Here is a 26020-nt window from a genome sequence, read left to right on the forward strand (position 1 = left end):
CTTAAAGTAGGAAAGGTATAACGCCCAAACAGGCACGATACAAGCCAATAAAAAAAACAAACTCAGCAAACTAAAATAAACATCCTTTACGCCACTTACAAACACGTTAACTTTTACCTCTCAAAACAGCGTCATTTAAGCCAGCCCACATATTCACCCACACACCATAAAGTAACCGCATACGCCCCCATACCCATCAAGAAAAACCCCCACAGCCTTAACTCAAGCATTAGCCGGCGAGGAACCTTATCCAACTCTTCACGCGTAACGGCCCCATCTTTAATGTGCAGCTTCTGGAAAACAAACATCCCAACAATAGTATTGACGAAAAACATTTTGCTAAAAAAGTCAGAACCAATAAAATGCTTACGGTAAGAGACCAATCTTGAAGCACCCAAGCACTCCAATATCTCATCGACTTTACGATACGAAAAATATACCTGCCCTACTAAAACAAGAACGACCCATACCGCCGCAACCACCAAACAATACACATATAAAACCCTTGCGCTCTCCATATTTACTTAACCCCCTCATAAACAACTTCCCCCAACTCCCCCCCTATTCCAGCTCCGGCATTACCCCCTATTGCAGCTCCAGCTCCCACAACCACCACGCCGCAAACCAACCCGCCTATGCCAAAGGTTCCTACGCCTATAGCAATACATACCGGAGCGGCCGCCAATGCTCCCAAATACGCACCCGCCGCCCCACCTCCAGCGGAGGCTAAAAAGCTGCCGCCCTCCGTGAGTTTCACTTTGTTACACTCCGCAGCAGTTCCAACTCGACACGTTTCCTTCACCTTTAACGCAGAGGCCGATGCCCCCCAAACCGATACCGACGAAACCACCAACTTTCATATATTGGCTCGCCCGTGCAACACCCTGTATGTGCGTCGCATAACCGGGGATCCCCCCTGAAACACCCGCCTTTTTCCAATGATGGACAAGACTGCGACTAGAGATACCCATCGCACTTTTCAGCTTTAGATGATCAGGAATGCCAACGCCTTTACGCACAAGAGGTCCGAGGCCGTTATCCAACTGCTTCAGCAAGATTTTTCGCTCAGCGAAGAACTCAGCGCCTTGCAGCTTGCCGTGCTGTTGAAAGGTTTCTACATGCAACCTCTCAAGGTTTGTAAGGGCCTTTTCAATGCTGCCCAAATGCTTGCTCACCATTGAAGATCCCACACCCACCGCCATCGAACCCTCCGCCAAAAACCCACGAACCACCTCATGGTGCTCCACCATAAACGCCGCGTCCTCATCACTCATCGGCGCCAGCGCATTGTTCACCTCCTGTGCAGCCGCCATCAGCAACGCTTCCTCGCGCGTGCACTGACTGTTAAGTGGGTCGCTGAGGACGAGCATCTGCCCGGGCCTGGCATACTGCGTGAGTTGTGGATTCAGGCTGCGAAAACGCTCCAGCACAATCGCACTGGGAGACTCGAACAGAGACTTCTCCAATTCACCACGCGGCATGACGCGTTGCACAATATGAAAACCCGGTTCGACAGCCGATTCTTTCGCCGCAGGGGCTGCGCGACTTTTATGACTGCCGCCGCCGTGCTGCGCTAGATCGCACTGCCCGTTCTTGCAACGCTCGCACTCCTCACAAAACGGTGCGCTGCGTTTCAAGCTCGCCACCTGCACACGGCTCAGCGGTGCGGGGACCACCGCCAGCAATTTCTCCTTCAGGCCCGGCATCAGCGGCGACGCCGCCGGCGCGGGGCCACCGCCAATCTGGATCGGCACACTGCTGAAAATCCCGCCCGCAGAAATTGTGATCGACTGCCCGCCCGCCTGAATCGTCACGCTGGCCCCGGCATCGATGACGATGCTCTGCCCTGCGCCAATCTGAATGGTCTGCCCGGCCCGCATCTGCTGTGAACCGCCGACCACCAGATGATCATCCTGCTTGAGTTCAGTCAGGCGGTTGCCGTGGGTGATGCGCTGTTCTTCGCCCTGAAGCTCATGGTGCGACTCGCCGCCGACCCTCACCCGGCGCCGGTTTTCAACCTGAAGCTGCTGGTCATGCAGCACATGCTGGGTCCAGTCACGCTGGGCGCGCAGGTAGATTTCCTCGGCGCCCTTGCGGTCCTCGATACGCAGCTCGTTGTAGCCGCCACCGCCGGGGCTGCTCTGGCTGCGGAAAATGCTGCGGGTCTTGTCAGCCGGCAGGTCCAGAGGCACCGAGGTCGCCGCGTTGGGCAGGCAGCCCATCACCAGCGGCATGTCCATGTCGCCATTGACGAAGCCCACCAGCACTTCCATGCCCACCCTGGGGATCAGCACCGCGCCATAACGGTCATGGGCCCAGCCAGTGGCGACCCGTAACCAGCAACTGGAATGGTCGTTATGCGCCCCCACGCGATCCCAGGCCATTTGCACCTTGACCCGGCCGTACTCGTCGCAATGGATTTCACTGTCGGCAGGGCCCGTAACCACAGCATTCTGAAAGCCGGAAATGCTTGGACGCGGCTGTTCCGGCAGCGGCGCACGATAGATCACGTCCCAGGGCGTGGCGGCAAATTCATTGTGATAACCCTGACGAAAATCCCCACCCGCGACCTCGGTTACAGCCTCCTCCAGTACTTGGGGCTGCTTGCCCCAGTGGGTTACTTGCGTCACCAGCCACAACGCATTCCACTCGGCACGCGGGTGCCCGCTCAGCGTGAGGAACCGGCCACTGACCAGTGCTGGCTCATCACCGGCCCCTGGGCCAGCCGGTAGTCACTGCGATGCCGCTCCAACCCACGCTGCGCGAGGTATTTACCCTGGGCGCGGTCGCTGAAGTGGCCGGGGTAGAGCTGCTGCTCAAGCTGGGGAAGGCTCTCACCATTGGCAGCGGTTTCCAGCCCGAGGCCTGGCTTGCGAAAATCGTAATCGCGCAGATTCACCGCCGTGGTGCGGGTGGCCAACTGCACGCCGAACCGCTTGATCGCCGGGGTATCCGCGACCATCCCGGAACCGGGCATGTAAGGGGTCGGCTGATCAGCCTGGGCAAATAGGGTTTGATCATCGCCGAACACCAGCAGGTGCCGTTCGGTTGAATGCTGGAAGTGATAGTGAATCCCCAGCTCCGCACACAGGCGCTGAATAAACGCCAGATCGGTTTCGCCGAACTGCACGCAATACTCGCGCTGAGGGTAAGTACCGCTCAGGTGAAACTCGAATTGGTCGCTTTGAATGCCCTGCCCGGCCAGCACCGCCGCCACAATCTGCGGCACGGTTTTGTGTTGGAAAACACGCTGGTGGCTGCTGTGTTTCAGGTAGGCCAACTGCGGCACAAGGCTTAGCTGATAGCGCGTGAGACGCCGCCCGGAATCGCCCTGCGCCACCCGCTCGACCAGGCCATGCACGCCATGGCCCTGTGCGTCGAAACCGAGATACACCTGGCGATGCAGCAGGCTTTCGAGGTCCAGATCGGCTTGCTCGCCGACCAGTTCCAGGTCAAAACGGTAGGGCTGGCTGAGCGCTTCCACGCCCTGGAAGCTGTAGACCTTAAGATCGCTGGCGACCCCATCCAGCGTCAGGGTAAAGGCAGTTTGATTGGCAGAAGCGAACATCCGGTGTTTCTCTGCGAAGGAATAGGCGACCGATTCTGCACCACGATTACGCCCTGCTGAGCATGCCCCGGATAAATCAGTAAAACCCTACACGCCAGCGTCAGAATATTCCTCGGACCGGCGCAAATCACACACAAAAAAAGGCCCGCCATCCGTAGGACGCGGGCCTTTTTTTCAACTCAACGGGCGCCGAACGCCCGGCGAATTACTTGTTGAGGTTGTAGTCTTTTTCCGCCGCATCAAAACGCTCAACCATACCGACAGTCGGTGCGCCCATCTTGCTCACGAAGTAGATCGCCAGGCTGGCGAAGATAAAGCCTGGGATGATTTCGTACAGCCCCAGCAGTTCGAAATGCTTCCACACGATCACGGTGATCGCGCCCACCAGGATACCGGCCAGTGCGCCGTTGCGGGTCATGTGTTTCCAGATCACCGAGATCAGCACCACAGGGCCAAACGCGGCGCCGAAACCGGCCCAGGCGTAGCTGACCAGGCCGAGTACGCGGTTGTTCGGGTTGGCGGCCATGGCGATGGCGATCAGCGCAACCACCAGCACCATGGCGCGGCCGACCCACACCAGCTCAAGCTGGGAGGCGTTCTTGCGCAGGAAGGTCTTGTAGAAATCTTCGGTCAGGGCACTGGAGCACACCAGCAGCTGGCAGCTCAGGGTGCTCATCACCGCCGCCAGAATCGCCGACAACAGCACGCCCGCGATCCATGGGTTGAACAGCAGCTTGGCCAGTTCAATGAACACACGTTCGTGGTTCTCGGTCACCGGGCCAGCCACCTCAGGGTGCGCCGAGAAGTAGGCGATGCCGAAGAAGCCCACGGCCACGGTGCCGCCCAGGCACAGGATCATCCAGGTCATGGAGATGCGACGTGCATTGGCAATCGACTTCACCGAATCCGCCGCCATGAAGCGCGCCAGGATGTGCGGCTGGCCGAAGTAGCCCAGGCCCCAGCCCATCAGGGAGATGATGCCGATGAAGGTGGTGTTTTTCAGCATGTTGAAGTTGTCGGGGTTCTTGGCTTCGATGGCCAGGAAGGTGGTATCGACGCCGCCGGTGGCCAGCAGCACGATGATCGGCGTGAGGATCAGCGCGAAGATCATCAGCGTAGCTTGTACGGTATCCGTCCAGCTCACCGCCAGGAAACCACCGACGAAGGTGTAGGCAATAGTCGCTGCAGCGCCGGCCCACAGGGCGGTCTCGTAGGACATGCCGAAGGTGCTTTCGAACAGGCGGGCACCGGCCACGATGCCGGAGGCGCAATAAATGGTGAAGAACACCAGGATCACCACCGCAGAGATGATCCGCAGCAGGCCGCTTTTATCTTCGAAGCGGCTGGAGAAGTAGTCCGGCAGGGTCAGGGCGTCGCCGTTGTGTTCGGTCTGCACTCGCAGGCGACCGGCCACGAACAGCCAGTTCAGGTAGGCACCGACGATCAGGCCAATGGCGATCCAGCTTTCCGACAGGCCGGACATGTAGATCGCGCCCGGCAAGCCCATCAACAACCAGCCGCTCATATCGGATGCACCGGCCGACAAGGCCGTGACCACGCTACCGAGGCTGCGACCGCCGAGGATGTAATCGGAAAGGTTGTTGGTGGATCGATAGGCCATGAAGCCGATCAGCACCATTGCTGCGATGTAGATCACAAACGTGATCAGGGTGGGATTGCTAACGCTCATAAGAGTGACGCCCTGGCTTTTTTTTTATGTAGCAGCGGTCTGTCAGACGGCCACCCACGGAAAGTAGGTAAACGTAACTGCGTGCCGTGCATTTATGACTGACGTTTCCCCAGGAAAGCCGTCAGCCGATGAACCAGACGTTTAAGCTGGTTGCACCTTGGGCGCGAATGCTATTCAACAAAGCAAATAAGGTGCAACCAGTTTCTTGAGAATAAGTTGCACCTAAGTGTGTTTTGCGAAAAACACCGGGTTTTTGCTCCTTTTCGGAGCAAGAACAGCCGATCTCAGAAGCAAATGCACCAACTCAAAGCGGTTTCCGTCGAAGGCCGGATTTTTTCCCGATCACCATCAAAAAAATCATGCACAAAATGGGTTGCACCCGGTTGCACCTCTTCATGGGCGCAGCTAATCTTGCCGCCAGCTGATGCCACTCGGTAGTGGCACCCATGAGGATAAGAAAATGGCTACGACCACCCTTGGGGTCAAACTCGACGACCCGACCCGCGAACGCCTGAAGGCGGCCGCGACCTCCATTGATCGCACGCCGCACTGGCTGATCAAACAGGCGATTTTCAATTACCTGGAGAAACTCGAGGGTGGTGCAACCCTGTCCGAGCTCAATGGCTTGAGCAGCAAGGACGCTGAAGACGCAGGCGAGGTCCAGCCCGACCACGCTCACCAGTGCTTCCTTGAATTCGCCGAGAGTATCCTGCCGCAATCCGTATTGCGCGCCTCGATCACCGCCGCTTACCGCCGCCCTGAGCCGGAAGTGGTGCCGATGCTGATCGAGCAGGCCCGCCTGCCGCAGCAAATGGCCGAAGCCACCAACAAGCTGGCGGCCTCGATCGCCGAGAAGCTACGCAATCAGAAAAGTGCCGGCGGCCGTGCCGGTATTGTTCAGGGCCTGTTGCAGGAATTTTCCCTGTCGTCCCAGGAAGGCGTGGCCCTGATGTGCCTGGCCGAAGCGCTGCTGCGCATCCCGGACAAAGGCACCCGTGACGCGCTGATCCGCGACAAGATCAGCACCGGCAACTGGCAGCCGCACCTGGGCAACAGCCCGTCGCTGTTCGTCAACGCCGCCACCTGGGGCCTGCTGCTGACCGGCAAACTGGTCGCCACGCACAACGAGGCGGGCTTGACCTCTTCCCTGAGCCGCATCATCGGCAAAAGCGGCGAGCCGATGATCCGCAAGGGCGTCGACATGGCCATGCGCCTGATGGGCGAGCAGTTCGTCACCGGCGAGACCATCGCCGAAGCCCTGGCCAACGCGAGCAAGTTCGAAGCCAAGGGTTTCCGCTATTCCTACGACATGCTCGGCGAAGCCGCACTGACCGAGCACGATGCCCAGAAGTACCTGGCCTCGTACGAACAAGCCATTCACTCCATCGGCAAAGCCTCCCACGGCCGTGGGATTTATGAAGGCCCGGGCATTTCCATCAAGCTGTCGGCCTTGCACCCACGCTACAGCCGTGCGCAATACGAGCGTGTGATGGACGAGCTGTACCCGCGCCTGCTGTCCCTGACCCTGCTGGCCAAGCACTACGACATCGGCCTGAACATCGACGCCGAAGAGGCCGACCGCCTGGAGCTGTCGCTGGACCTGCTGGAACGCCTGTGCTTCGAGCCGCAATTGACCGGCTGGAACGGCATCGGTTTCGTGATCCAGGCTTACCAGAAGCGTTGCCCGTATGTGATCGACTACGTGATCGACCTGGCCCGCCGCAGCCGCCATCGCCTGATGATCCGCCTGGTAAAAGGCGCCTACTGGGACAGCGAAATCAAGCGCGCCCAGGTCGAGGGCCTGGAAGGCTACCCGGTGTACACCCGCAAGGTGTACACCGACGTTTCCTACATTGCCTGTGCACGCAAACTGCTGTCGGTACCGGAAGTCATCTACCCGCAGTTCGCCACGCACAACGCCCACACGCTGTCGGCCATCTACCACATCGCCGGTCAGAACTATTACCCCGGCCAGTACGAGTTCCAATGCCTGCACGGCATGGGTGAACCGCTGTACGAGCAGGTTGTAGGCAAGGTCTCCGAAGGCAAGCTGAACCGTCCGTGCCGCGTGTATGCACCGGTTGGCACCCACGAAACACTGCTGGCTTACCTGGTGCGTCGCCTGCTGGAAAACGGCGCCAACACCTCGTTCGTCAACCGGATTGCCGACCAGTCCATCTCGATTCAGGAGTTGGTGGCCGACCCGGTGGCCAGCATCGAGCAGATGGCGACGCTGGAAGGCGGCTTCGGCCTGCCGCACCCGCGTATCCCGCTGCCGCGTGACCTGTATGGCAGCGACCGCGCCAACTCGGCGGGCATCGACCTGGCCAACGAACACCGCCTGGCGTCGCTGTCCTGCGCGTTGCTGGCCACCGCGCATAACAACTGGAAAGCCGCGCCGATGCTGGGTTGCGCCGCCAGCAATGAAGCCGCCGCCCCCGTGCTGAACCCGTCCGACCTGCGTGATGTGGTCGGCCATGTACAGGAAGCCACCGTCGAAGACGTCGACAATGCCATCCAGTGCGCCATCAATGCCGGCCCGATCTGGCAGGCCACCCCGCCCGCCGAGCGCGCCGCGATCCTGGAACGCGCCGCCGACCTGATGGAAGGCGAGATCCAGCCGCTGATGGGCCTGCTGGCCCGTGAAGCCGGCAAGACCTTCGCCAACGCCATCGCCGAAGTGCGCGAAGCCGTGGACTTCCTGCGTTACTACGCGGTGCAGGCGCGCAACGACTTCACCAATGACGCCCACCGCCCACTGGGCCCGGTGGTGTGCATCAGCCCGTGGAACTTCCCGCTGGCGATCTTCAGTGGTCAGGTCGCCGCTGCATTGGCCGCCGGTAACCCGGTACTGGCCAAGCCTGCCGAGCAAACCCCGCTGGTGGCCGCTCAAGCGGTGCGCATTTTGCTGGAAGCCGGTATTCCGGAAGGCGTGCTGCAACTGCTGCCGGGCCAGGGCGAAAGCGTCGGTGCGCGCCTTGTGGGTGATGATCGCGTCAAAGGCGTGATGTTCACCGGCTCCACCGAAGTTGCCCGCCTGCTGCAACGCAGCGTCGCCGGGCGCCTGGATGCCCAGGGCCGTCCGATTCCACTGATCGCCGAAACCGGTGGCCAGAACGCGATGATCGTCGACTCCTCGGCCCTCACCGAGCAAGTGGTGATCGACGTCGTCTCCTCGGCCTTCGACAGCGCCGGCCAACGTTGCTCGGCCCTGCGTGTACTGTGCCTGCAGGAAGATTCGGCAGACCGTGTGATCGAAATGCTCAAGGGCGCCATGGCTGAATGCCGCCTCGGCAACCCTGAGCGCCTGTCGGTGGATATCGGCCCGGTGATCGACGCCGAAGCCAAGGCCGGCATCGAGAAACACATCCAGGCCATGCGTGACAAAGGCCGCGCTGTGTACCAAGTGGCGATTGCCGACGGCGAAGAGATCAAGCGCGGCACCTTCGTGATGCCAACCCTGATCGAGCTGGAAAGCTTCGACGAGCTGCAACGCGAGATCTTTGGCCCCGTGCTGCACGTGGTGCGCTACAAGCGCAAAGAGATCGACCAGTTGATCGGCCAGATCAACGCGTCCGGCTACGGCCTGACCCTGGGCGTGCACACCCGCATCGACGAAACCATCGCCAAGGTGATCGATAACGTCAATGCCGGTAACGTCTATGTGAACCGCAACATTGTGGGTGCCGTGGTCGGCGTGCAGCCGTTCGGCGGCGAAGGCCTGTCGGGCACCGGCCCGAAAGCCGGTGGTCCGTTGTACCTGTACCGCCTGCTGTCGACGCGCCCTACCGATGCGATCGAGCAATCCTTCGTACGTGGCGACAAGTTGGCTGCACCGGATGTACGCCTGCGTGATGCCATGAGCCAGCCGCTGACCGCCCTCAAAACCTGGGCCGACAGCAACCAGTTCAGCGAACTGAGCGCCCTGTGCAGCCAGTTCGCCGCGCAATCGCAAAGCGGTATCACCCGCCAACTGGCCGGCCCGACCGGCGAGCGCAACAGCTACGCGATCCTGCCCCGCGAGCACGTACTGTGCCTGGCCGAAGTGGAAGGCGACCTGCTGACCCAACTGGCGGCGGTTCTGGCGGTGGGCGGTGCGGCGGTCTGGCCGGAAACCGACCTGACCAAAGCCTTGCTCCCACGCCTGCCGAAGGAGATTCAGGCGAAGGTCAAGCGCGTGGCCGACTGGACCAAGGACGAAGTGGTGTTCGACGCGGTCCTGCACCACGGGGACTCCGACCAACTGCGTGCCGTTTGCCAGCAAGTGGCGCAGCGCGGTGGCGCGATTGTCGGGGTGCATGGCTTGTCGCAGGGCGAGACGGCGATTGCGCTGGAGCGTCTGGTGATTGAACGTGCGCTGAGCGTTAACACGGCGGCGGCGGGCGGTAACGCCAGCCTGATGACTATCGGCTAAACCCTTCTCCCTGTGGGAGCTGGCTTGCCTGCGATGCAAGCGACGCGGTGCTACTGACAGACCGCCGCGATGCCATCGCAGGCAAGCCAGCTCCCACATGGACTGTGCAAGCCTTGCGCTGTTGTTTTGCCGCTCCATCACCCAGATCAATCTTGCTATCCAGCCTCTATTCGCGCACTTAGACTCAGGCCATTCCCTTTAGAAGGTAAGCCGCCATGTCCGAGACGCTGCTCAGTTCCCGCAATCTGGCTTTCGAGCTGTACGAAGTCCTCGATGCCGAGGGCCTGACCCAGCGCGAGCGGTTTGCCGAGCACAATCGCGAAACCTTCGACGCCGCCATCAGTACGGCCCGAAACATCGCCGAGAAGTTCTTCGCGCCCCATAACCGCAAAAATGACGAGAACGAACCGCGCTACGAAGACGGTAAGGCGATTCTGATTCCCGAAGTGAAACCGGCCGTGGACGCGTTCCTCGAAGCGGGCTTCCTGAACGCCGCCCGCAGCTTCGAAGCCGGTGGCATGCAGTTGCCAACCCTGCTGTCCCAGGCGTGTTTCGCGCACTTCCAGTCGGCCAACGCGGCGTCTACTTCTTACCCGTTCCTGACCATGGGCGCCGCCAACCTGATCGAAAGCTTCGGCACCGAGGAGCAAAAACAGCGCTTCCTGCAGCCGATGATCGACGGTCGTTTTTTCGGCACCATGGCCCTGACCGAACCACATGCCGGCTCGTCGTTGTCGGATATTCGTACACGCGCAGAGCCTGCGGCTGACGGCACCTATCGGCTCAAGGGCAACAAGATCTTCATCTCCGGCGGCGACCACCCGCTGTCGGAAAACATCGTGCACATGGTGCTGGCCAAGTTGCCGGACGCGCCGCCAGGGGTGAAAGGCATTTCGCTGTTTATCGTGCCTAAATTCCTGGTAAACGAGGACGGCAGCCTGGGCGAGCGCAACGATGTGCTGCTGGCTGGGTTGTTTCACAAGATGGGCTGGCGCGGCACCACCTCCACCGCGCTGAATTTCGGCGATAACGGGAACTGTGTCGGCTACCTGGTGGGCAAGCCGCACCAGGGTTTGAGCTGCATGTTCCAGATGATGAACGAAGCGCGCATCGGCGTGGGCATGGGCGCGGTGATGCTCGGCTACGCCGGCTACCTGTACTCGCTGGAGTACGCCCGCGAACGGCCGCAAGGCCGCCTGCCCGATAGCAAAGATCCCACAACAGCGCCGGTCTCGATCATCCAGCACGCAGACATAAAACGCATGCTGCTGACCCAAAAATCCTACGTGGAAGGCGCCTTCGACCTCGGCCTCTACGCCGCACGGCTGTTCGATGACACCACCACCCTGCCCACCGACGCCGAACGCAAGCACGCCCACGAACTGCTGGACCTGCTGACGCCGATCGTCAAATCCTGGCCCTCGGAGTTCTGCCTCAAGGCCAACGAATTGGCGATCCAGATCCTCGGCGGCCACGGCTACACCCGTGAATACCCGGTGGAGCAGTACTACCGCGACAACCGCCTGAACCCGATCCATGAAGGCACCCATGGCATCCAGTCCCTGGACCTGCTGGGGCGCAAGCTCGCGCAGAACGGCGGCGCAGGCTTGAAACAGTTGATTCGCCTGATCGCCGAGACCGGCGCCCGGGCGCAGGAATACTCATCACTGACGGCACTTCGAGAACCACTGGAACAATTGGTGGCGAACCTGCAACGCGTAACACTTGGCCTGCTGACGGATCTCGCCCAGGGCAAGGTCAATAGCAGCCTGGCGAACTCGGTGCTGTATCTGAAGGTATTCGGGCATACGGTGATTGGCTGGCGCTGGCTGGAACAGGCGATTCGCGCCGAAGAGGGGTTGGCCAAGGGCAATGCGGCGGATGCGGCCTTCTATAAAGGCAAGCTCCAGGCCGCTCGGTACTTCCTGACCTGGGAGGTACCAAGCTGCCATCATGAACTGGCAATACTGGAGGCACGCGATGACACGTGCCTGGGCATGCAGGATGAGTGGTTCTAAGGCTGGATCGCCTTGGAAATCACCTCGACCGTGGCGCTGACTTGCTCTTGGTAACGGTCGAGTTCCTGCTGGTGAGCCTGCTGCAGCTCGATCTGCTCGGCGCACAGGTTCAGCGCCGCCAGCACCAGTAATTTGTCACCGATCAGGGTCGGGTACTTTTTCTTGGTGGTGGCCAGGGACGCCTTGAGCATGGTCACGGCGTGCATCAGGGTTTTATCTTCCCCGGCCGGTGCCTTGATCGAGTAATCCTCTCCGAGAATCGAAACGACCTTTATCCCTTCATTCATGCGCTGACAGGCCCTGCGCTCACACGCTCAACCAACGCCTGGATACGGGCGGCGGTGGCACCGTGCTTTTCTTCCTGTTCCATCAGGTTCAATTGCAGGCTGTCGTTCTCATCCTTGGCGCGGGCCAGTTCCGCCTTAAGGGATTCGTTGCTGCCGAGCAGGTCCTGATTCTGCTGTACTCAGGTCAGTGACAAGCTGTTCAAGCTGGCTGAGGGATGCTTCTAACATTTTGATTTCTCGGGTTTTTTCAAAGGGCGGTGACGATAAAGAAAATTCACCTCGCAAGCCAGGGTTATCCCCGGCGTGCAGCCCGTTTTTTAAGGGGCGGGCCACACTTTCGAGCCTTAGTGACTGCATTTACCCCATCTGGTTCCTGAATCCGCGCAACCCCTCGTCAGATGCGACAAAAACGCACAGCCCCCTTTAGACTTTAGTCGTACGACCGATAGCGAAGCACACCCCCTCTCATGGCCGCACGGATCGCGCTTATCCCCAGGATTGCCGCATGTCGCTTCGTAATATGAATATCGCTCCGAGGGCCTTCCTCGGCTTCGCGTTAATTGGCGCATTGATGTTGTTTCTCGGTGTGTTCGCGCTGAACCAGATGAGCAAGATCCGTAGCGCCACCCAAGACATCACCCTGTCCAGCGTGCCGAGCATTCGCGCCCTCGATGAATTCACCCAACTCACTTTGCGCCTGCGGGTTTTGTCCTATCGCTTGCTGACCAACCGCGAACCGGAGGTTCAGCAAAAACCCTGGAAAACTTCGAACTGCGCAACCAGCAGATCCGCACCGCCCAGGCCATCTACGAAAAGCTGATCGACAGCCGTGAAGAGCGCTCGATCTACGACGAATACATGGGCCTGCTTGACCAGTACCGTCAAATTGAAGCGCGCATGAAGAGCCTGTCCCGTGCCAACCAGATCGAAGAGCTGCGCACCCTGCTCAACACCGAGCTGTTGAGCAACTCCGACTCAGGTCAACAACGTGCTCAACCGCCTGCTGGACTACAACAACAAGGCGGCCCTGGCCACCAACCAACAGGCCGAAGACCAGTACAACATGGCCTTTGACTGGGTGATTGGCCTGCTGGTAATCGCCACGGCACTGACCTTGTTGTTCGCCTGGCTGCTGACCCGCAGCATCACCTTGCCGATCTCCCAGGCATTGGGTGCCGCCGAAGAAATCGCCGAAGGCAACCTGACGCGCCCGATCACGGTCGACGGCAGCGACGAAGCCGGCCGCCTGCTGGCCGCCATGGCCAAGATGCAGGACAAGTTGCGCGACACCTTGCAACGTATCTCGGGTTCCGCCACCCAGCTTGCCTCTGCGGCCGAAGAGCTGAACGCCGTCACCGACGAGAGCGCCCGTGGCCTCACCCAGCAAAACCACGAAATCGAACAAGCCGCCACTGCCGTCAACGAGATGACCAGTGCCGTCGAAGAAGTCGCCCGCAACGCGGTGAGCACCTCCGAAGCCTCACGCAACGCCACCACCTCGGCCGGTGACGGCCGTGACCTATAGTACAGGAAACCGTCAGCGCCATCGAACGCATGAGCGGTGACGTGCAAGCCACGGCCACCCTGATTGGCGACCTGGCCAACGAGTCGCGGGACATCGGCAAGGTGCTGGACGTGATTCGCGGCCTGGCCGACCAGACCAACCTGCTGGCCTTGAACGCGGCGATTGAAGCCGCACGGGCCGGGAAGCCGGCCGTGGGTTTGCAGTGGTCGCCGATGAAGTGCGCGCTCTGGCCCATCGCACTCAGCAATCGACCAGCGAAATCGAACGCATGATCGGCAGCATCCAGGCCGGTACCGAGCATGCCGTGGACTCGATGCGCAACAGCACCGAACGCGCAGAATCAACCTTGAACATCGCCAAAGGCGCCGGAATGTCGCTGGACACCATCAACACGGCGATTGTCGAGATCAACGAGCGCAATCTGGTCATCGCCAGCGCGGCGGAAGAACAGGCGCAGGTGGCGCGGGAAGTGGACCGTAACCTGGTGAACATTCGTGATTTGTCGGTGCAGTCGGCAACGGGTGCCAGCCAGACGAGCGCTGCGAGCAGTGAGCTGTCGCGGTTGGCGGTGGACCTGAACGGGATGGTGGGGCGGTTCCGCCTGTAGGCGATTTCTGTGGGAGCTGGCTTGCCTGCGATGGCATCTCCTGGGTGAACCTGACCCAGCGCGGTGCCAGCATCGCAGGCAAGCCAGCTCCCACATTGGATAACGCATGTCCTTAAAAGCTTTTTGACAGCGCAGCAATTCAACAGGTTAGAATCGCTGGCACGCAGACTGCATGGTCAGTTTGCGCCCCGTCTTGTTTGCTTATGGAGTACTGCCTTTGAATGCGACGACCATCAACAGCCTGTTCTTGATCGGCGCGTTGCTGGTGAGTGCGAGCATTCTGGTGAGTTCTCTTTCGTCCCGCCTCGGTATCCCTATTCTGGTGATTATCCTGGCCGTGGGCATGGTCGCCGGCGTCGACGGCGGCGGCATCATTTTCGATAACTACCCGACCGCCTACTCTGGTGGGCAACCTCGCCCTGGCCGTGATCCTGCTCGACGGCGGTCTGCGCACACGGGTGGCGAGTTTCCGTGTGGCACTCTGGCCTGCGTTATCGCTGGCCACAGTGGGGGTGTTGATCACCACCGGCCTCACCGGCATGGCCGCCGCCTGGCTGTTCGACCTCAATATCATCCAGGGCTTGCTGATCGGTGCCATTGTCGGCTCCACGGACGCCGCGGCGGTGTTCTCGCTGCTCGGCGGCAAGGGCCTGAACGAACGGGTCACCGCCAGCCTGGAAATCGAATCCGGCAGTAACGACCCGATGGCGGTGTTCCTCACCGTCACCCTGATCGACATGCTCGCCAGCGGCCAGACCGGCCTGCACTGGAGCCTGCTGACCCATTTGATCCGCGAGTTCGGCATCGGCGGCATCGTCGGCCTGGGCGGCGGCTGGCTGATGCTGCAGATGGTCAACCGCATCAACCTGGCCACCGGCCTGTACCCGATCCTGGTGATCGCCGGCGGCCTGTTCGTGTTTGCGGTGACCAACGCCCTGCACGGCAGCGGCTTCCTCGCCGTGTACCTGTGCGGCCTGGTGATCGGCAACCGCCCGGTGCGCAGCCGTCATGGCATTTTGCATATGCTCGACGGCATGGCTTGGCTGGCGCAGATCGGCATGTTCCTGGTGCTGGGCCTGCTGGTCACGCCCCATGACTTGCTGCCAATCGCCCTGCCCGCGCTGGGCCTGGCGTTGTGGATGATCCTGTTTGCACGGCCGCTGTCGGTGATGGTCGGCCTGCTGCCGTTCAAGGCGTTCCACGGTCGCGAAAAAGCCTTTATCGCCTGGGTCGGCCTACGCGGCGCGGTGCCGATCATTCTGGCGGTGTTCCCGCTGATGGCCGGCCTGCCCCATGCGCAGCTGTACTTCAACCTGGCGTTCTTTATCGTATTGGTCTCGCTGCTGGTACAGGGCACGAGCCTGCCGTGGGTGGCCAAGCTGCTGAAAGTGACCGTACCGCCGGACCCTGCGCCGATCTCCCGCGCCGCCCTGGAAGTGCACGTCACCAGCGAGTGGGAGCTGTTTGTCTACCGCCTGGGCGCGGAAAAATGGTGCATCGGCGCGGCCCTGCGCGAGCTGAAAATGCCTGAAGGCACGCGGATCGCCGCGCTGTTCCGTGGCCAACAACTGCTCCATCCGTCGGGTAGTACCGTGCTGGAAGTCGACGATCTGCTCTGCGTGATCGGCCACGAACACAACCTCCCGGCCTTGGGCAAACTGTTCAGCCAGGCACCACAACGCGGCCTCGACCTGCGTTTCTTCGGCGACTTCGTACTCGAAGGCGACGCCCAGCTGGGCGCGGTTTCCGCGTTGTACGGGCTCAAGCTCGAGGGGATCGACCCGGATATGCCATTGAGCCGCTTCATCACTCAAAAAGTCGGCGGCGCACCGGTAGTGGGCGATCAGGTAGAGTGGAACAACACCCTCTGGACCGTTGCGGTCATGGACGGGAACAAGATCGGAAAAGTCGGCGTCAAATTCCCCGAAGGGAGTCGTCCAGGCCCTGGACTCTTCCTCTAAACTGCGGGGCTATGGCGCCACGCCCTCACTTTCTTTGCCTTGCTCGATCGGTATCCATGACAATCCTGCGCACCTTCTTAGCCACTGCCCTGCTGGGCCTGACCCTTTGTGTCGGCAGCGTATACGCCGCCGACCCGCCCAGCGCCGACGCCATCCAGCAAAGCCTGGACAAACTGCCTGACCGCAAGCTGCCCGACGCCGACATGAAGGCGCTGCAGTCGATTCTGCAACAGACCCTGACCTACCTGGGCAACAAGCAGGATTACGAGCAGCGCCTGGCCGACCTCAAGCGCCAGCTGGAGGACGCGCCGCGCCAGACCACCGACAACCAGCGCGACCTGGTCCGGCTCAAGGCCACCAAGGTGATCCCGGTGGCCCAGCGCTACGCCACCCTGCCGGTGCCACAGCTTGAGCAATTGCTGGTGCAGCGCACCACCCAGCAAGGTGACCTGCAAAAGGAACTGGCCGACGCCAACAGCCTGACCATCGCCGCCCAGACCCGCCCTGAGCGCGCCCAAACCGAAATCAGCAGCAGCCAGACGCGCATCCAGCAGATCAACGCGATCCTCAAGGCCGGCAAAGACAATGGCAAAACCCTCAGCGGCGACCAGCGCAACCAGCTGAACGCCGAACTCGCCGCGCTGAATGCGCTGATCCCCCTGCGCCGCCAGGAACTGGCCGGCAACAGCCAATTGCAAGACCTGGGCAACAGCCAGCACGACCTGGTGGTGGAAAAAACCGCACGTCTTGAGCAAGAGATCCAGGACCTGCAAACCCTGATCAACCAGAAACGCCTGGCCCAGTCCCAACAGACCGTGACCCAACAGTCCATCGAAGCGCAGAAAGCCGGCGGCAGCGGCCTGTTGGCCACCGAAAGCGCGGCGAACCTGAAGCTGTCCGACTACCTGCTTAAAAGCACCGACCGCCTCAACGACCTGACCCAGAAAAACCTGCAGACCAAGCAGCAACTGGACACCGTGACCCAGAGCGACTCGGCCCTGGACGAGCAGATCAACGTGCTCAAGGGCAGCCTGCTGCTGTCCAAGATTCTCTATAAACAGAAACAGGCGCTGCCACGCCTGACGGTCGACCGCGACCTGGCGGACGATATCGCCAACATTCGCCTATACCAGTTCGAGGTCAACCAGCAGCGCGAACTGATCAGCTCCCCGAGCACTTATGTGGATAACTTGCTGGCCAACCAGCCACCGCAAGACGTTACCCCGCAGTTACGCCGCACCTTGCTGGAACTGGCGATCACCCGCAGCGACCTGCTGGAGCGCCTGAGCCGTGAGCTGAGCGCGCTGCTGAACGAATCCATCACCCTGCAACTGAACCAGAAACAACTGCTCAGCACCGCCACCACCCTGCGTGCGACGCTGGATGAGCAAATGTTCTGGATCCCCAGCAACAAGCCGCTGGACACCGAGTGGCTGGAAACCGTCCCGTCGCACCTGAGCAAGCAGGTCACCACCCTGCCCTGGGCCTCCAGCGTCAGCGAACTGTACGACGGCCTGACCCAGCGCCCGCTGCTGTTCCTGCCGCTGCTGCTGTTGATCGGCGCGCTGCTGTGGCGTCGCAAAAACCTGTACCAGCGCCTGAACAAGGTGCACCTGGACATCGGCCACTTCAAGCGCGACAGCCAGTGGCACACGCCGCAGGCCATCCTGATCAATATCCTGCTGGCCATGCCGGTCGCCCTGGGCCTGGCGCTGTGCGGCTATGCGCTGCAGATCGACGCCCGTGGGCAAAACGCCAACCTCGGCGCGGCCTTGCTGCAAATTGCCCAGGCATGGCTGGTGTTCTACACCGCCTACCGCATCCTGGCGCCGGGTGGCGTGGCCGAACTGCATTTCCGCTGGGAAAAACCCCAGGTCGAATTCCTCCAGGGCTGGGTACGCAAGCTCGGCTTGGTGGTGCTGGCGCTGGTGGCCGTGGTGGCGATTGCCGAGCATCAACCGGCGGCGCTCGCCGACGACGTGCTGGGCATCGGCGTGGTCTTGACCTGCTACGCCCTGATGGCCTGGCTGCTCGGCCGCCTGCTGCTGAATAGCCCGACCCACGAAAAAGCCTCGCTGTTTCGCAAAGCCGTAGGCCTGCTGTTTACCGCCCTGCCCGTCGCGCTGTTTATCGCGGTGTGCTTTGGCTACTACTACACCGCGCTCAAGCTCAGTGACCGCTTGATCAATACCCTGTACCTGCTGATGTTCTGGCTGGTGATCGAAGCCACTTTCGTACGCGGCCTGGGCGTCGCCGCACGACGCCTGGCCTATGCGCGGGCCCTGGCCAAACGCCAGGCCGCCAAAGAGGCCGGCGACGGCGAAGCGGTGATCGAAGAGCCGACCCTGGACATCGAACAGGTCAACGAACAGTCGATGCGACTGATCCGCCTGGCCTTGCTCGGCGGCTTTATCGCCGCGCTGTACTGGGTGTGGTCCGACCTGATCTCGGTGTTTTCGTACCTCGACAACGTCACCCTCTACGAATACACCAGCGGCACCGGCGCCAATATCAGCATGGTGCCGATCAGCATCGGCGACTTGCTCGGCGCGCTGATCATCATCGGTATTACCTTCGCGCTGGCGCGCAACCTGCCAGGTTTGCTGGAGGTGCTGGTGCTGTCCAAGCTGGAACTGGCCCAGGGCAGCGCCTACGCGACCACTACACTGCTGTCCTATGTGATTGCCGGCGTGGGCTTTGTGTCCACCCTGTCCACCCTCGGCGTGAGCTGGGACAAGTTGCAATGGCTGGTGGCGGCGCTGTCGGTAGGCTTGGGCTTCGGGATGCAGGAGATCTTCGCCAACTTTATCTCCGGCATCATGATCCTGTTCGAACGCCCGGTGCGCATCGGCGACACCATCACCATCGGCAACCTGTCGGGCACGGTGAGCAAGATCCGTATCCGCGCCACCACCATCACCGACTTCGACCGCAAGGACATCATTGTCCCGAACAAGACGTTTATCACCGGACAACTGATCAACTGGTCGCTGACCGATACCATCACTCGCGTCACCTTGAAGCTGGGTGTGGACTACGGCTCCGACCTGGATCCTGGTGAAGGAATTGCTGCTCAAGGCCGCCAGGGAAAACCCGCGCGTGCTGAAAGAACCAGAACCGCACGTGTACTTCCTCAACTTCGGCGAAAGCACCCTCGACCACGAACTGCGCATGCACGTGCGCGACCTCGGTGACCGCAACCCGGTGCTGGACGAGGTCAACCGCTATATCAACCGTGAGTTCAAGAAGCAGCACATCAACATCTCGTTCCGGCAGATGGAGGTGTACCTCAAGAACATGCACGGCCAAGAGTACAAACTGGTGCCGGTCGAGGATGATCGCAAGACCATCGCCGGGCCTGCCGCAGAGCAGGACGCGCCCGAGCCGCCACCCGGCAAAGTCGACGATGCGCCGGAACCACCGCCCAGCAAAGTCGACTAAACGCCCTATCCCCAGCAGAATGCTCGGACATTCTGCTGGAGATGGCCGGTGAAAGCCCTCGACGAACTGACCTTCGACAACCGCTTCGCACGCCTGGGCGACGCGTTCTCAACCCACGTATTACCCGAGCCCCTCGACGAACCGCGCCTTGTCGTGGCAAGCAATGCCGCCATGGCCCTGCTCGACCTCGACCCGGCCGTGGCCGAAACGCCGGTGTTCGCCGAACTGTTCGGCGGCCACAAGCTGTGGGCCGAAGCGGAACCCCGGGCGATGGTCTATTCCGGACACCAGTTCGGCGGCTACACGCCGCAACTGGGCGATGGCCGTGGGTTGCTGCTGGGCGAGGTGTATAACCAGGCTGGCGAGCACTGGGACCTGCACCTCAAGGGCGCCGGCATGACCCCCTACTCGCGCATGGGCGATGGCCGCGCGGTGCTGCGTTCCTCGATTCGTGAGTTTCTCGCCTCCGAAGCCCTGCATGCCCTGGGCATTCCCAGCAGCCGCGCACTCTGCGTGATCGGCTCCGACACCCCGGTATGGCGCGAAAAACAGGAACGCGGCGCCATGGTGCTGCGCCTGGCACCCAGCCATATCCGCTTCGGGCATTTCGAATATTTCTACTACACCAAAAGCCCGAACAGCAGGCGGAACTGGCCGAACACGTGCTTTCGCTGCACTACCCCGAGTGCAAGGAACAGCCTGAACCTTACCTCGCGATGTTCCGCGAAATCGTCGAACGCAATGCCGAAATGATCGCCAAATGGCAGGCTTACGGCTTCTGCCACGGCGTGATGAACACCGACAACATGTCGATCCTCGGCATCACTTTCGACTTCGGGCCGTTTGCGTTTCTGGATGATTTCGATGCGCACTTCATCTGCAACCACTCCGATCATGAAGGCCGTTACTCCTTCAGCAACCAGGTGCCGATCGGGCAATGGAACCTGAGCGCGCTGGCCCAGGCGCTTACGCCGTTTATCAGCGTCGACGCCTTGAAAGAAGCGCTTGGCCTGTACCTGCCGCTGTACCAGGCGCATTACCTGGACCTGATGCGTCGTCGCCTGGGGCTGACCACCGCCGAAGACGATGACCAAACGCTGGTGGAGCAGTTACTGAAGCTGATGCAGAACAGCGGCGTGGATTACACGCTGTTCTTCCGCCGCCTGGGCGATGAGTCGGCGGCGTTGGCGGTAACCCGCTTGCGCGATGACTTCGTCGACATGGCCGGCTTCGATGCCTGGGCCGAGCTGTACAAAGCCCGCGTTGAGCGAGACGGGGATAGCACCGAGGCAGAGCGCCGTGAGCGCATGCATGCAGTCAACCCGCTGTACATCCTGCGCAACTACCTGGCGCAAAACGCCATCGCCGCCGCCGAGTCGGGCGATTACAGCGAAGTGCGGCGGCTGCATGAGGTGCTGAGCAAGCCATTTGAGGAGCAAGCGGGGATGGAGCAGTACGCCCAGCGGCCGCCGGATTGGGGGAAGCATTTGGAGATCAGTTGTTCATCTTGAAAACCTCAGATAAAGGTTTCCACTGACACCCCGAACCGCTCAGCCAGCCAACGAATCTGTCGCACGTTGAGCTGGCGCTTGCCGCTCAACACCTCTGACACAACCGATTGCGCGCCCACACCCGGCAGGTCACTCTGGGTAAGGTTATGTTCGCGCATCATATAGCGCAGCACATCGACTCCACTGGCGACGGGCATGGGGCGATGCTCATGATCATAGGCTTCGATCCAGTCGCTGAGGATGTCCACCAAGCTCATCAGCGGGCTGTCCTCGTTTTCGCCGATCAGGCTCAGCAGCTCGTCCAAACCACACACCAGCGCGTCGTAGTCTGCCTCGTTTTCTGGTTTGCGCATCACTGGCGAAACGAATTGCCAGTGTTCGGCCGCTACTCGCATAAGCGCGCTCATCTGATTTTTTCCTTCCATTTATCTTTCTCGTAATCGCGATGATCAAGCAGGTGCTTGATGTAAACGCGCTGCGCCTGATACTCCACACCCGCGATCAACCTCAGTTTGTTGCCGCCAATATCGAATACGTGAAACTCCCCGACTTTATCCGTGGCGGGAAACATGGTTTTCATCGCCGCGAAGTCTTTGGGATAATTTCGCCTTATTACCCGATACCACTGGTCCAAAGCCGATGCCGAGCGTGGCCACTTTCCCTTCGCTTCCCATATCCTTTTCTCGCTGATCACTCGCATGCAACATCCTTATCGCATCTTGCTATGAAGGTTAAACCCGATTCCCGACTATCGCAATTTGCTATAGCCGCAAACAGACAGGTGGCGCAAAACAGAACAAGCACCAACAGCCTAGATACTCGGGCTCGTATCAGCATCGGCAAACTGTGAGTGGATGAGTCGTCGGGTTTGTGCCTTGATAAACCTCGGGCTTGGCTCCAAATACACTCCATTGGCCCCCAAGGAACCCACCATGTCCGAACCTCTTGTAATCCCTTGCCCCCATTGCAACGGCCTCAACCGCATCCCCGGCGAACGCCTGGGTGATGCGCCGAAATGCGGGCGCTGCAAGCAGCCGGTGTTGTTGAACAAGCCTTTTGAGTTGAAACAGGGCGACTACGCCAGCCAGATCAAGGGCGATTTGCCGTTGCTGGTGGATGTGTGGGCTGAGTGGTGCGGGCCGTGCAAGTCGTTTGCGCCGGTGTTTGAGCAGGCGGCCGGGCAGTTGGAGGGCAAGTGCCGGCTGGCCAAGCTGGACAGCGAGGCCAACCAGCAGTTGTCGGCGCAGTTGGGGATTCGCTCGATTCCGAGTTTGATTCTGTTCAAGAACGGCCGCGAAGTGGCGCGCCAGAGTGGGGCGTTTCCGTTGCCGCAGTTGATGGGGTGGTTGCGTAGCCAAGGGGTGTAAAACAGATCCTCTGGACGACACCGGACAGTGTGGGAGCGGGCTTGCTCGCGAATGCGCGGTGTCAGCTTGCACATGTATCAGCTGACACTGCGCATTCGCGAGCAAGCCCGCTCCCACATTTTTGACCGCGTTTTAGGCTTGGGCCACCGGGGCTTCGCGGTCCATCATCTGGCCGACCAGTAATACGCCCAGCTCGCTCAATTGATGGATAGCCAGGGCCACATCGCGGTGTTCGCCGGCGAGGTCGTTGGACAGGCCGAGCAATAGGGTTCGGACGCTGGAGAAGGTTTCGTAGCTGTTGAGCACGAGGGTTTCGGTGGGGAGGTTGGGTGTGATGGTGAATACGTTGGAATCTGCTTTGAACATGCTTTCGATCTCTACTGGGGCCACCACCTTTTCGCTACTAAACGAGGGGTGGCAGCTGTGCGCAGGTTAGTAGACCGGTAGACGAAAGCAAAACCCGGCGCACCCGAAGGTGCCCTGCGCACAGCCACCATCAGATAGGCGATAAAACGCCATACTTTTGGAACGGTGCACATGCTTTCGTCTGATTGGGCTACTAAACCCGATCACTGAACATTCAGTGACCGGCAAACCTTAGAGACGCCCATCCAGACGCACAAGCCGGGCGATTCTGGCTTATCTGTAGGCAACGAGACAAGCCGCGAGGCAGCTTGCAAGACCCTTCCTACAGCCTCTGTGGGAACAATCCAAATCCCCCTGCAGAAACGCGGTACAAATGTGGGAGCTGTGTCACCCGCGAAATCAGGCGTTTTCCAGCAGGTTATGCAACTCCACAAACTGCTGTGTCAGCTTATGCCGTGGGTCCAGGTGGATCAGCGGTTTGTTCTCCTGGTGCGACTCGCGCATGCGCACGGAACTGGCCAGGTACACCGGCAACACCGGCAAGCCCTCGGCAATCAATTCATCGAGCATCTGCTGCGGCAAGCTCGCCCGGGCCTGGAACTGGTTGACCACGATGCCTTCCACTTCCAGGCCTTCGTTGTGGTCTTCCTTCAGTTCTTCGATTTCCGCCAGCAGGCCATACAGCGCCTGGCGCGAGAAGCTGTCGCAATCGAAGGGAATCAGCACACGATCAGCGGCGATCAACGCCGAAACCGCGTAAAAGTTCAGCGCTGGCGGCGTATCCAGGTAGATCCGGTCGTAATCTTCGCTCAGCTCATCGAGCAACTTTCGCAGCTTATTGATCTTGTGCTTGGCCTCAAGCTTGGGTTGCAGATCGGCCAACTCGGCGGTCGCCGTGATCACATGCAGGTTATCGAACGGTGTTTCGTAGATATCCACGCGGTTTTTCTTGGAAAACGGCCCGGAAGACAGGGTTTGCTTGAAAAATTCGGCAATGCCCATCGGGATATCGTCGCCGGTCAGCCCTGTGAGGTACTGGGTTGAGTTGGCTTGTGCATCGAGGTCCACCAACAGGGTTCGATAGCCTTCACTGGCGCTGACCGCCGCCAGGTTGCAGGCGATGCTGGACTTGCCAACCCCGCCTTTCTGATTGAACACCACACGCCGCATGGAAAAACCTCCGTGTATCAATGAATGTCCGAGTGTAGAGGGCAAAAGCGCCTGTTAGCTACCTCGTTCATCCATGCACTGCTGCATTAAAGCGGTGGGCCGCACGTGACACACAGGCTATTAGGAATGGTCCGACAGTCAAATCCAGCGCCAGGTAAAGGACAATCTGTAAATCTCTTCCAGCAAATTGTAATTACCCGTGAACATTTCTTTACCAATGTTTGCTAGAACCCCACGGCACCCGGATAATGCGCGCCATTCGGCTATTGCTCCCTGTCCCGGTATTCGGGGCCAAAAGCCGCACATGGAAGCCCGCAGGGGCGGGATACTTTCTCAGTGATCACTTTCAACATCGCCCAATGGCGTGCCTGGGCCCCTGGCCTTGAGAGCGCGGACGACTGGCACGCCTGGTGCCGGAACCCGGTGTTGCTGCCTGCAAGCGAAGCCTGCCCCGATGTGTCATTTCTGCCGGCGATGCAACGCCGCCGCCTGAGCCGTCTGGCGCGCATGGCATTCAGCGTGGGCTGGCCGCTGGCCGAGGGCCTGCAGGATCTGCCGCTGGTGTTTGTTTCGCGGCACGGCGAAACCCCGCGCACCCTGGATATCCTGAGTGACCTGGCCAACGACCAGCCGCTGTCGCCAACCCAGTTCAGCCTGTCGGTGCATAACGCGGTGATCGGCCTGTGGTCGATCCTGCGCAATGAAACCAGCGAGATGACTGCCCTCGCCGCTGCCGGCGATGGCCTGGAGCACGGCATGCTCGAAGCCGCCGCGCTGCTGAATGAAGGCGCCCCGGCCGTTTTGCTGGTGATCACCGAAGAACAGCCGCCCGAAGCCTACGCCGGGTGGATCCAGGACGTGCCGTTCCCCTACGCCCTCGGCCTGCTGCTGACACCGGGCGACGAGTGGCAGCTGGAACTGAGCACCGCCACTGTCCAACCCACTCAAACCCAGTGGCCCCATGCCCTGAACCTGCTGCGCACCCTGCTCACCGAACAGGTTGCCTGCCAACATGCCTGGAAGAACCGCGTATGGAACTGGCAACGCAAGCCCTGACCGACAAGCACCGGGACGCCTATTACTGGCGTCTGTTCGCCACCGCTGCCAGCTTCGCGCTGTTCGGCTTCGGTGGGCTGTGCCTGCGTTTACTGGTATTTCCATTGCTCGGTTGCCTGCCGGGCAGCGCTGAAAAACACCAGCGCCGCGCCCGTCACACCATCAGCAAGCTGTTCTGGTTCTTCATTCAGCTGATGCAAAAAGCCGGCGTACTGACTTACACCGTCGAGGGCGCTGAAAAACTCGGCCGCCCCGGCCAGATGATCATCGCCAACCACCCGTCGCTGATCGACGTGGTGTTTCTGATCGGCCTGGTGCGCCAGGCCAACTGCGTGGTCAAGCAGAGCCTGTGGCAGAACCCCTTCACCCGTGGCCCGGTTCGCGACGCGGGCTATATCAGCAACGACGGCAGCGCCGAGATGCTTGATGCCGCCGCCGGCGCCCTGCAAGCCGGCCAGACCCTGATCATCTTTCCCGAGGGCACCCGCACCACACCCGGCGCGGCGCCTGCCTTTCATCGCGGGGGCGCCGCCATTGCGCTGCGCGGTGCGACAATCATCACCCCCGTGGTGATCAAGGTCAGCCCCACTACCCTGACCAAGGCCGAACCCTGGTACCGCATCCCAAAATGCCGTGTGCACTTCAGTTTGCGGGTGGGTGCCGATATAGAACCACAAGCCTTTGCTGCACTGGGGCCCGCGCCCCAGGCTTCACGCAAGCTCAACGATTACCTGCATCACTATTTTATTAAGGAGCTCGCCGAAGATGAGCGACCAACACCGCCTTGAGCACGACATAAAGACGCTGATCATCGAGGCCCTGGGCCTGGAAGACATCAGCGCCGACGACATCGGCAGCGACCAGACCCTGTTTGGCGAAGGTCTTGGCCTGGATTCGGTAGACGCCCTGGAATTGGGCCTGGCGATTCAGAAAAAGTACGGCATAAAAATCGACGCCGACGCCAAAGACACCCGCAATCACTTCACCAACGTGGCCAGCCTTGCGGCGTTCGTCACGGCCAGACAGGCAGCTTGAGACC

The 26020-nt window shown here is 60.5% G+C and carries 13 protein-coding genes and 6 pseudogenes; 10 read left to right on the forward strand and 9 right to left on the reverse strand.

Annotated features, from left to right (window positions below; translation table 11 throughout):
* Positions 1 to 131: 131 nt before the first annotated feature.
* The 3 genes and pseudogenes from LRS56_24210 to putP all read right to left on the reverse strand — a co-directional run bounded on the left by LRS56_24210 (position 132) and on the right by putP (position 5258).
* On the reverse strand, positions 132 to 518 hold the full coding sequence (locus LRS56_24210; GenBank protein ID WDU61860.1) for a hypothetical protein: 387 nt from the start codon (positions 516 to 518) through the stop codon (positions 132 to 134).
* Between the two features lie 1056 nt (positions 519 to 1574).
* Positions 1575 to 3568, reverse strand: a pseudogene (locus tag LRS56_24215) (type VI secretion system tip protein VgrG).
* Between the two features lie 205 nt (positions 3569 to 3773).
* Positions 3774 to 5258, reverse strand: a complete 1485-nt coding sequence (putP, locus tag LRS56_24220) for a sodium/proline symporter PutP (protein WDU61861.1) — start codon at positions 5256 to 5258, stop codon at positions 3774 to 3776.
* A 460-nt stretch (positions 5259 to 5718) separates the two neighbouring features.
* Between putP and putA the strand changes: the two genes are divergently transcribed.
* Entirely contained in the window at positions 5719 to 9672 is a 3954-nt protein-coding gene (gene putA, locus LRS56_24225) for a trifunctional transcriptional regulator/proline dehydrogenase/L-glutamate gamma-semialdehyde dehydrogenase (protein ID WDU61862.1), read from the forward strand.
* A 215-nt stretch (positions 9673 to 9887) separates the two neighbouring features.
* Positions 9888 to 11690 carry an acyl-CoA dehydrogenase gene (locus tag LRS56_24230; protein WDU61863.1) on the forward strand — a complete coding sequence of 601 codons (1803 nt, stop codon included), beginning with the start codon at positions 9888 to 9890 and terminating at the stop codon, positions 11688 to 11690.
* On the opposite strand, the gene LRS56_24235 is transcribed toward LRS56_24230, so the two are convergent.
* Both LRS56_24235 and LRS56_24240 read right to left on the reverse strand, forming a co-directional pair.
* Entirely contained in the window at positions 11687 to 11977 is a 291-nt protein-coding gene (locus LRS56_24235) for a cell division protein ZapA (GenBank protein WDU61864.1), read from the reverse strand. The genes LRS56_24230 and LRS56_24235 overlap by 4 nt on opposite strands.
* Positions 11974 to 12205, reverse strand: a pseudogene (locus tag LRS56_24240) (hypothetical protein). The gene LRS56_24235 and the pseudogene LRS56_24240 overlap by 4 nt, the downstream one beginning before the upstream one ends.
* Before the next feature lie 277 nt (positions 12206 to 12482).
* On the opposite strand from LRS56_24240, the pseudogene LRS56_24245 reads away from it, so the two are divergent.
* From LRS56_24245 to LRS56_24260, 4 pseudogenes are all read left to right on the forward strand, one after another.
* Positions 12483 to 14109: pseudogene (locus tag LRS56_24245) on the forward strand (methyl-accepting chemotaxis protein).
* Positions 14110 to 14326: 217 nt separating this feature from the next.
* A pseudogene (locus tag LRS56_24250) lies at positions 14327 to 16070 on the forward strand (potassium/proton antiporter).
* Positions 16071 to 16126: 56 nt separating this feature from the next.
* Positions 16127 to 19511: pseudogene (gene mscK / locus LRS56_24255) on the forward strand (mechanosensitive channel MscK).
* Positions 19512 to 19559: 48 nt separating this feature from the next.
* A pseudogene (locus LRS56_24260) lies at positions 19560 to 21022 on the forward strand (YdiU family protein).
* Positions 21023 to 21027: 5 nt separating this feature from the next.
* On the opposite strand, the gene LRS56_24265 reads toward LRS56_24260, so the two are convergent.
* Together LRS56_24265 and LRS56_24270 are read right to left on the reverse strand one after the other, a co-directional pair.
* Positions 21028 to 21429 (reverse strand): transcriptional regulator, encoded by a 402-nt coding sequence (locus LRS56_24265; GenBank protein WDU61865.1) that lies wholly within the window; start codon positions 21427 to 21429, stop codon positions 21028 to 21030.
* On the reverse strand, positions 21426 to 21722 hold the full coding sequence (locus LRS56_24270; protein WDU61866.1) for a type II toxin-antitoxin system HigB family toxin: 297 nt from the start codon (positions 21720 to 21722) through the stop codon (positions 21426 to 21428). Before LRS56_24270 ends, LRS56_24265 begins: the two co-directional genes overlap by 4 nt.
* 232 nt (positions 21723 to 21954) lie before the next feature.
* Here LRS56_24270 and trxC point away from each other — a divergent pair, with 232 nt between their 5' ends.
* Positions 21955 to 22389, forward strand: coding sequence for a thioredoxin TrxC (gene trxC / locus LRS56_24275; protein WDU61867.1), 435 nt, complete (start codon positions 21955 to 21957; stop codon positions 22387 to 22389).
* Between the two features lie 132 nt (positions 22390 to 22521).
* Here trxC and LRS56_24280 read toward each other — a convergent pair whose 3' ends face one another.
* Both LRS56_24280 and LRS56_24285 read right to left on the reverse strand, forming a co-directional pair.
* Complete coding sequence (locus LRS56_24280; protein ID WDU61868.1) at positions 22522 to 22755, reverse strand: DUF6124 family protein; 234 nt, start codon at positions 22753 to 22755, stop codon at positions 22522 to 22524.
* Positions 22756 to 23154: 399 nt separating this feature from the next.
* A complete protein-coding gene (locus LRS56_24285; protein ID WDU61869.1) occupies positions 23155 to 23925 on the reverse strand; it encodes a ParA family protein in 771 nt (256 codons plus the stop codon).
* A 336-nt stretch (positions 23926 to 24261) separates the two neighbouring features.
* On the opposite strand from LRS56_24285, the gene LRS56_24290 reads away from it, so the two are divergent.
* From LRS56_24290 to LRS56_24300, 3 genes are read left to right on the forward strand one after another with little or no spacing between them, the layout of a single operon-like run.
* The gene (locus LRS56_24290) at positions 24262 to 24981 is read left to right on the forward strand and encodes a beta-ketoacyl synthase chain length factor (protein ID WDU61870.1); all 720 of its coding nucleotides are present in this window, start codon (positions 24262 to 24264) and stop codon (positions 24979 to 24981) included.
* A complete protein-coding gene (locus LRS56_24295) occupies positions 24957 to 25769 on the forward strand; it encodes a 1-acyl-sn-glycerol-3-phosphate acyltransferase (GenBank protein ID WDU61871.1) in 813 nt (270 codons plus the stop codon). Before LRS56_24290 ends, LRS56_24295 begins: the two co-directional genes overlap by 25 nt.
* Entirely contained in the window at positions 25747 to 26016 is a 270-nt protein-coding gene (locus LRS56_24300; GenBank protein ID WDU61872.1) for a phosphopantetheine-binding protein, read from the forward strand. The genes LRS56_24295 and LRS56_24300 overlap by 23 nt, the downstream gene beginning before the upstream one ends.
* Positions 26017 to 26020: the final 4 nt, after the last annotated feature.

The organism is Pseudomonas poae, assembly GCA_028869255.1.
In the GTDB taxonomy this organism is placed as follows: Bacteria; Pseudomonadota; Gammaproteobacteria; order Pseudomonadales; family Pseudomonadaceae; genus Aquipseudomonas; species Aquipseudomonas poae_C.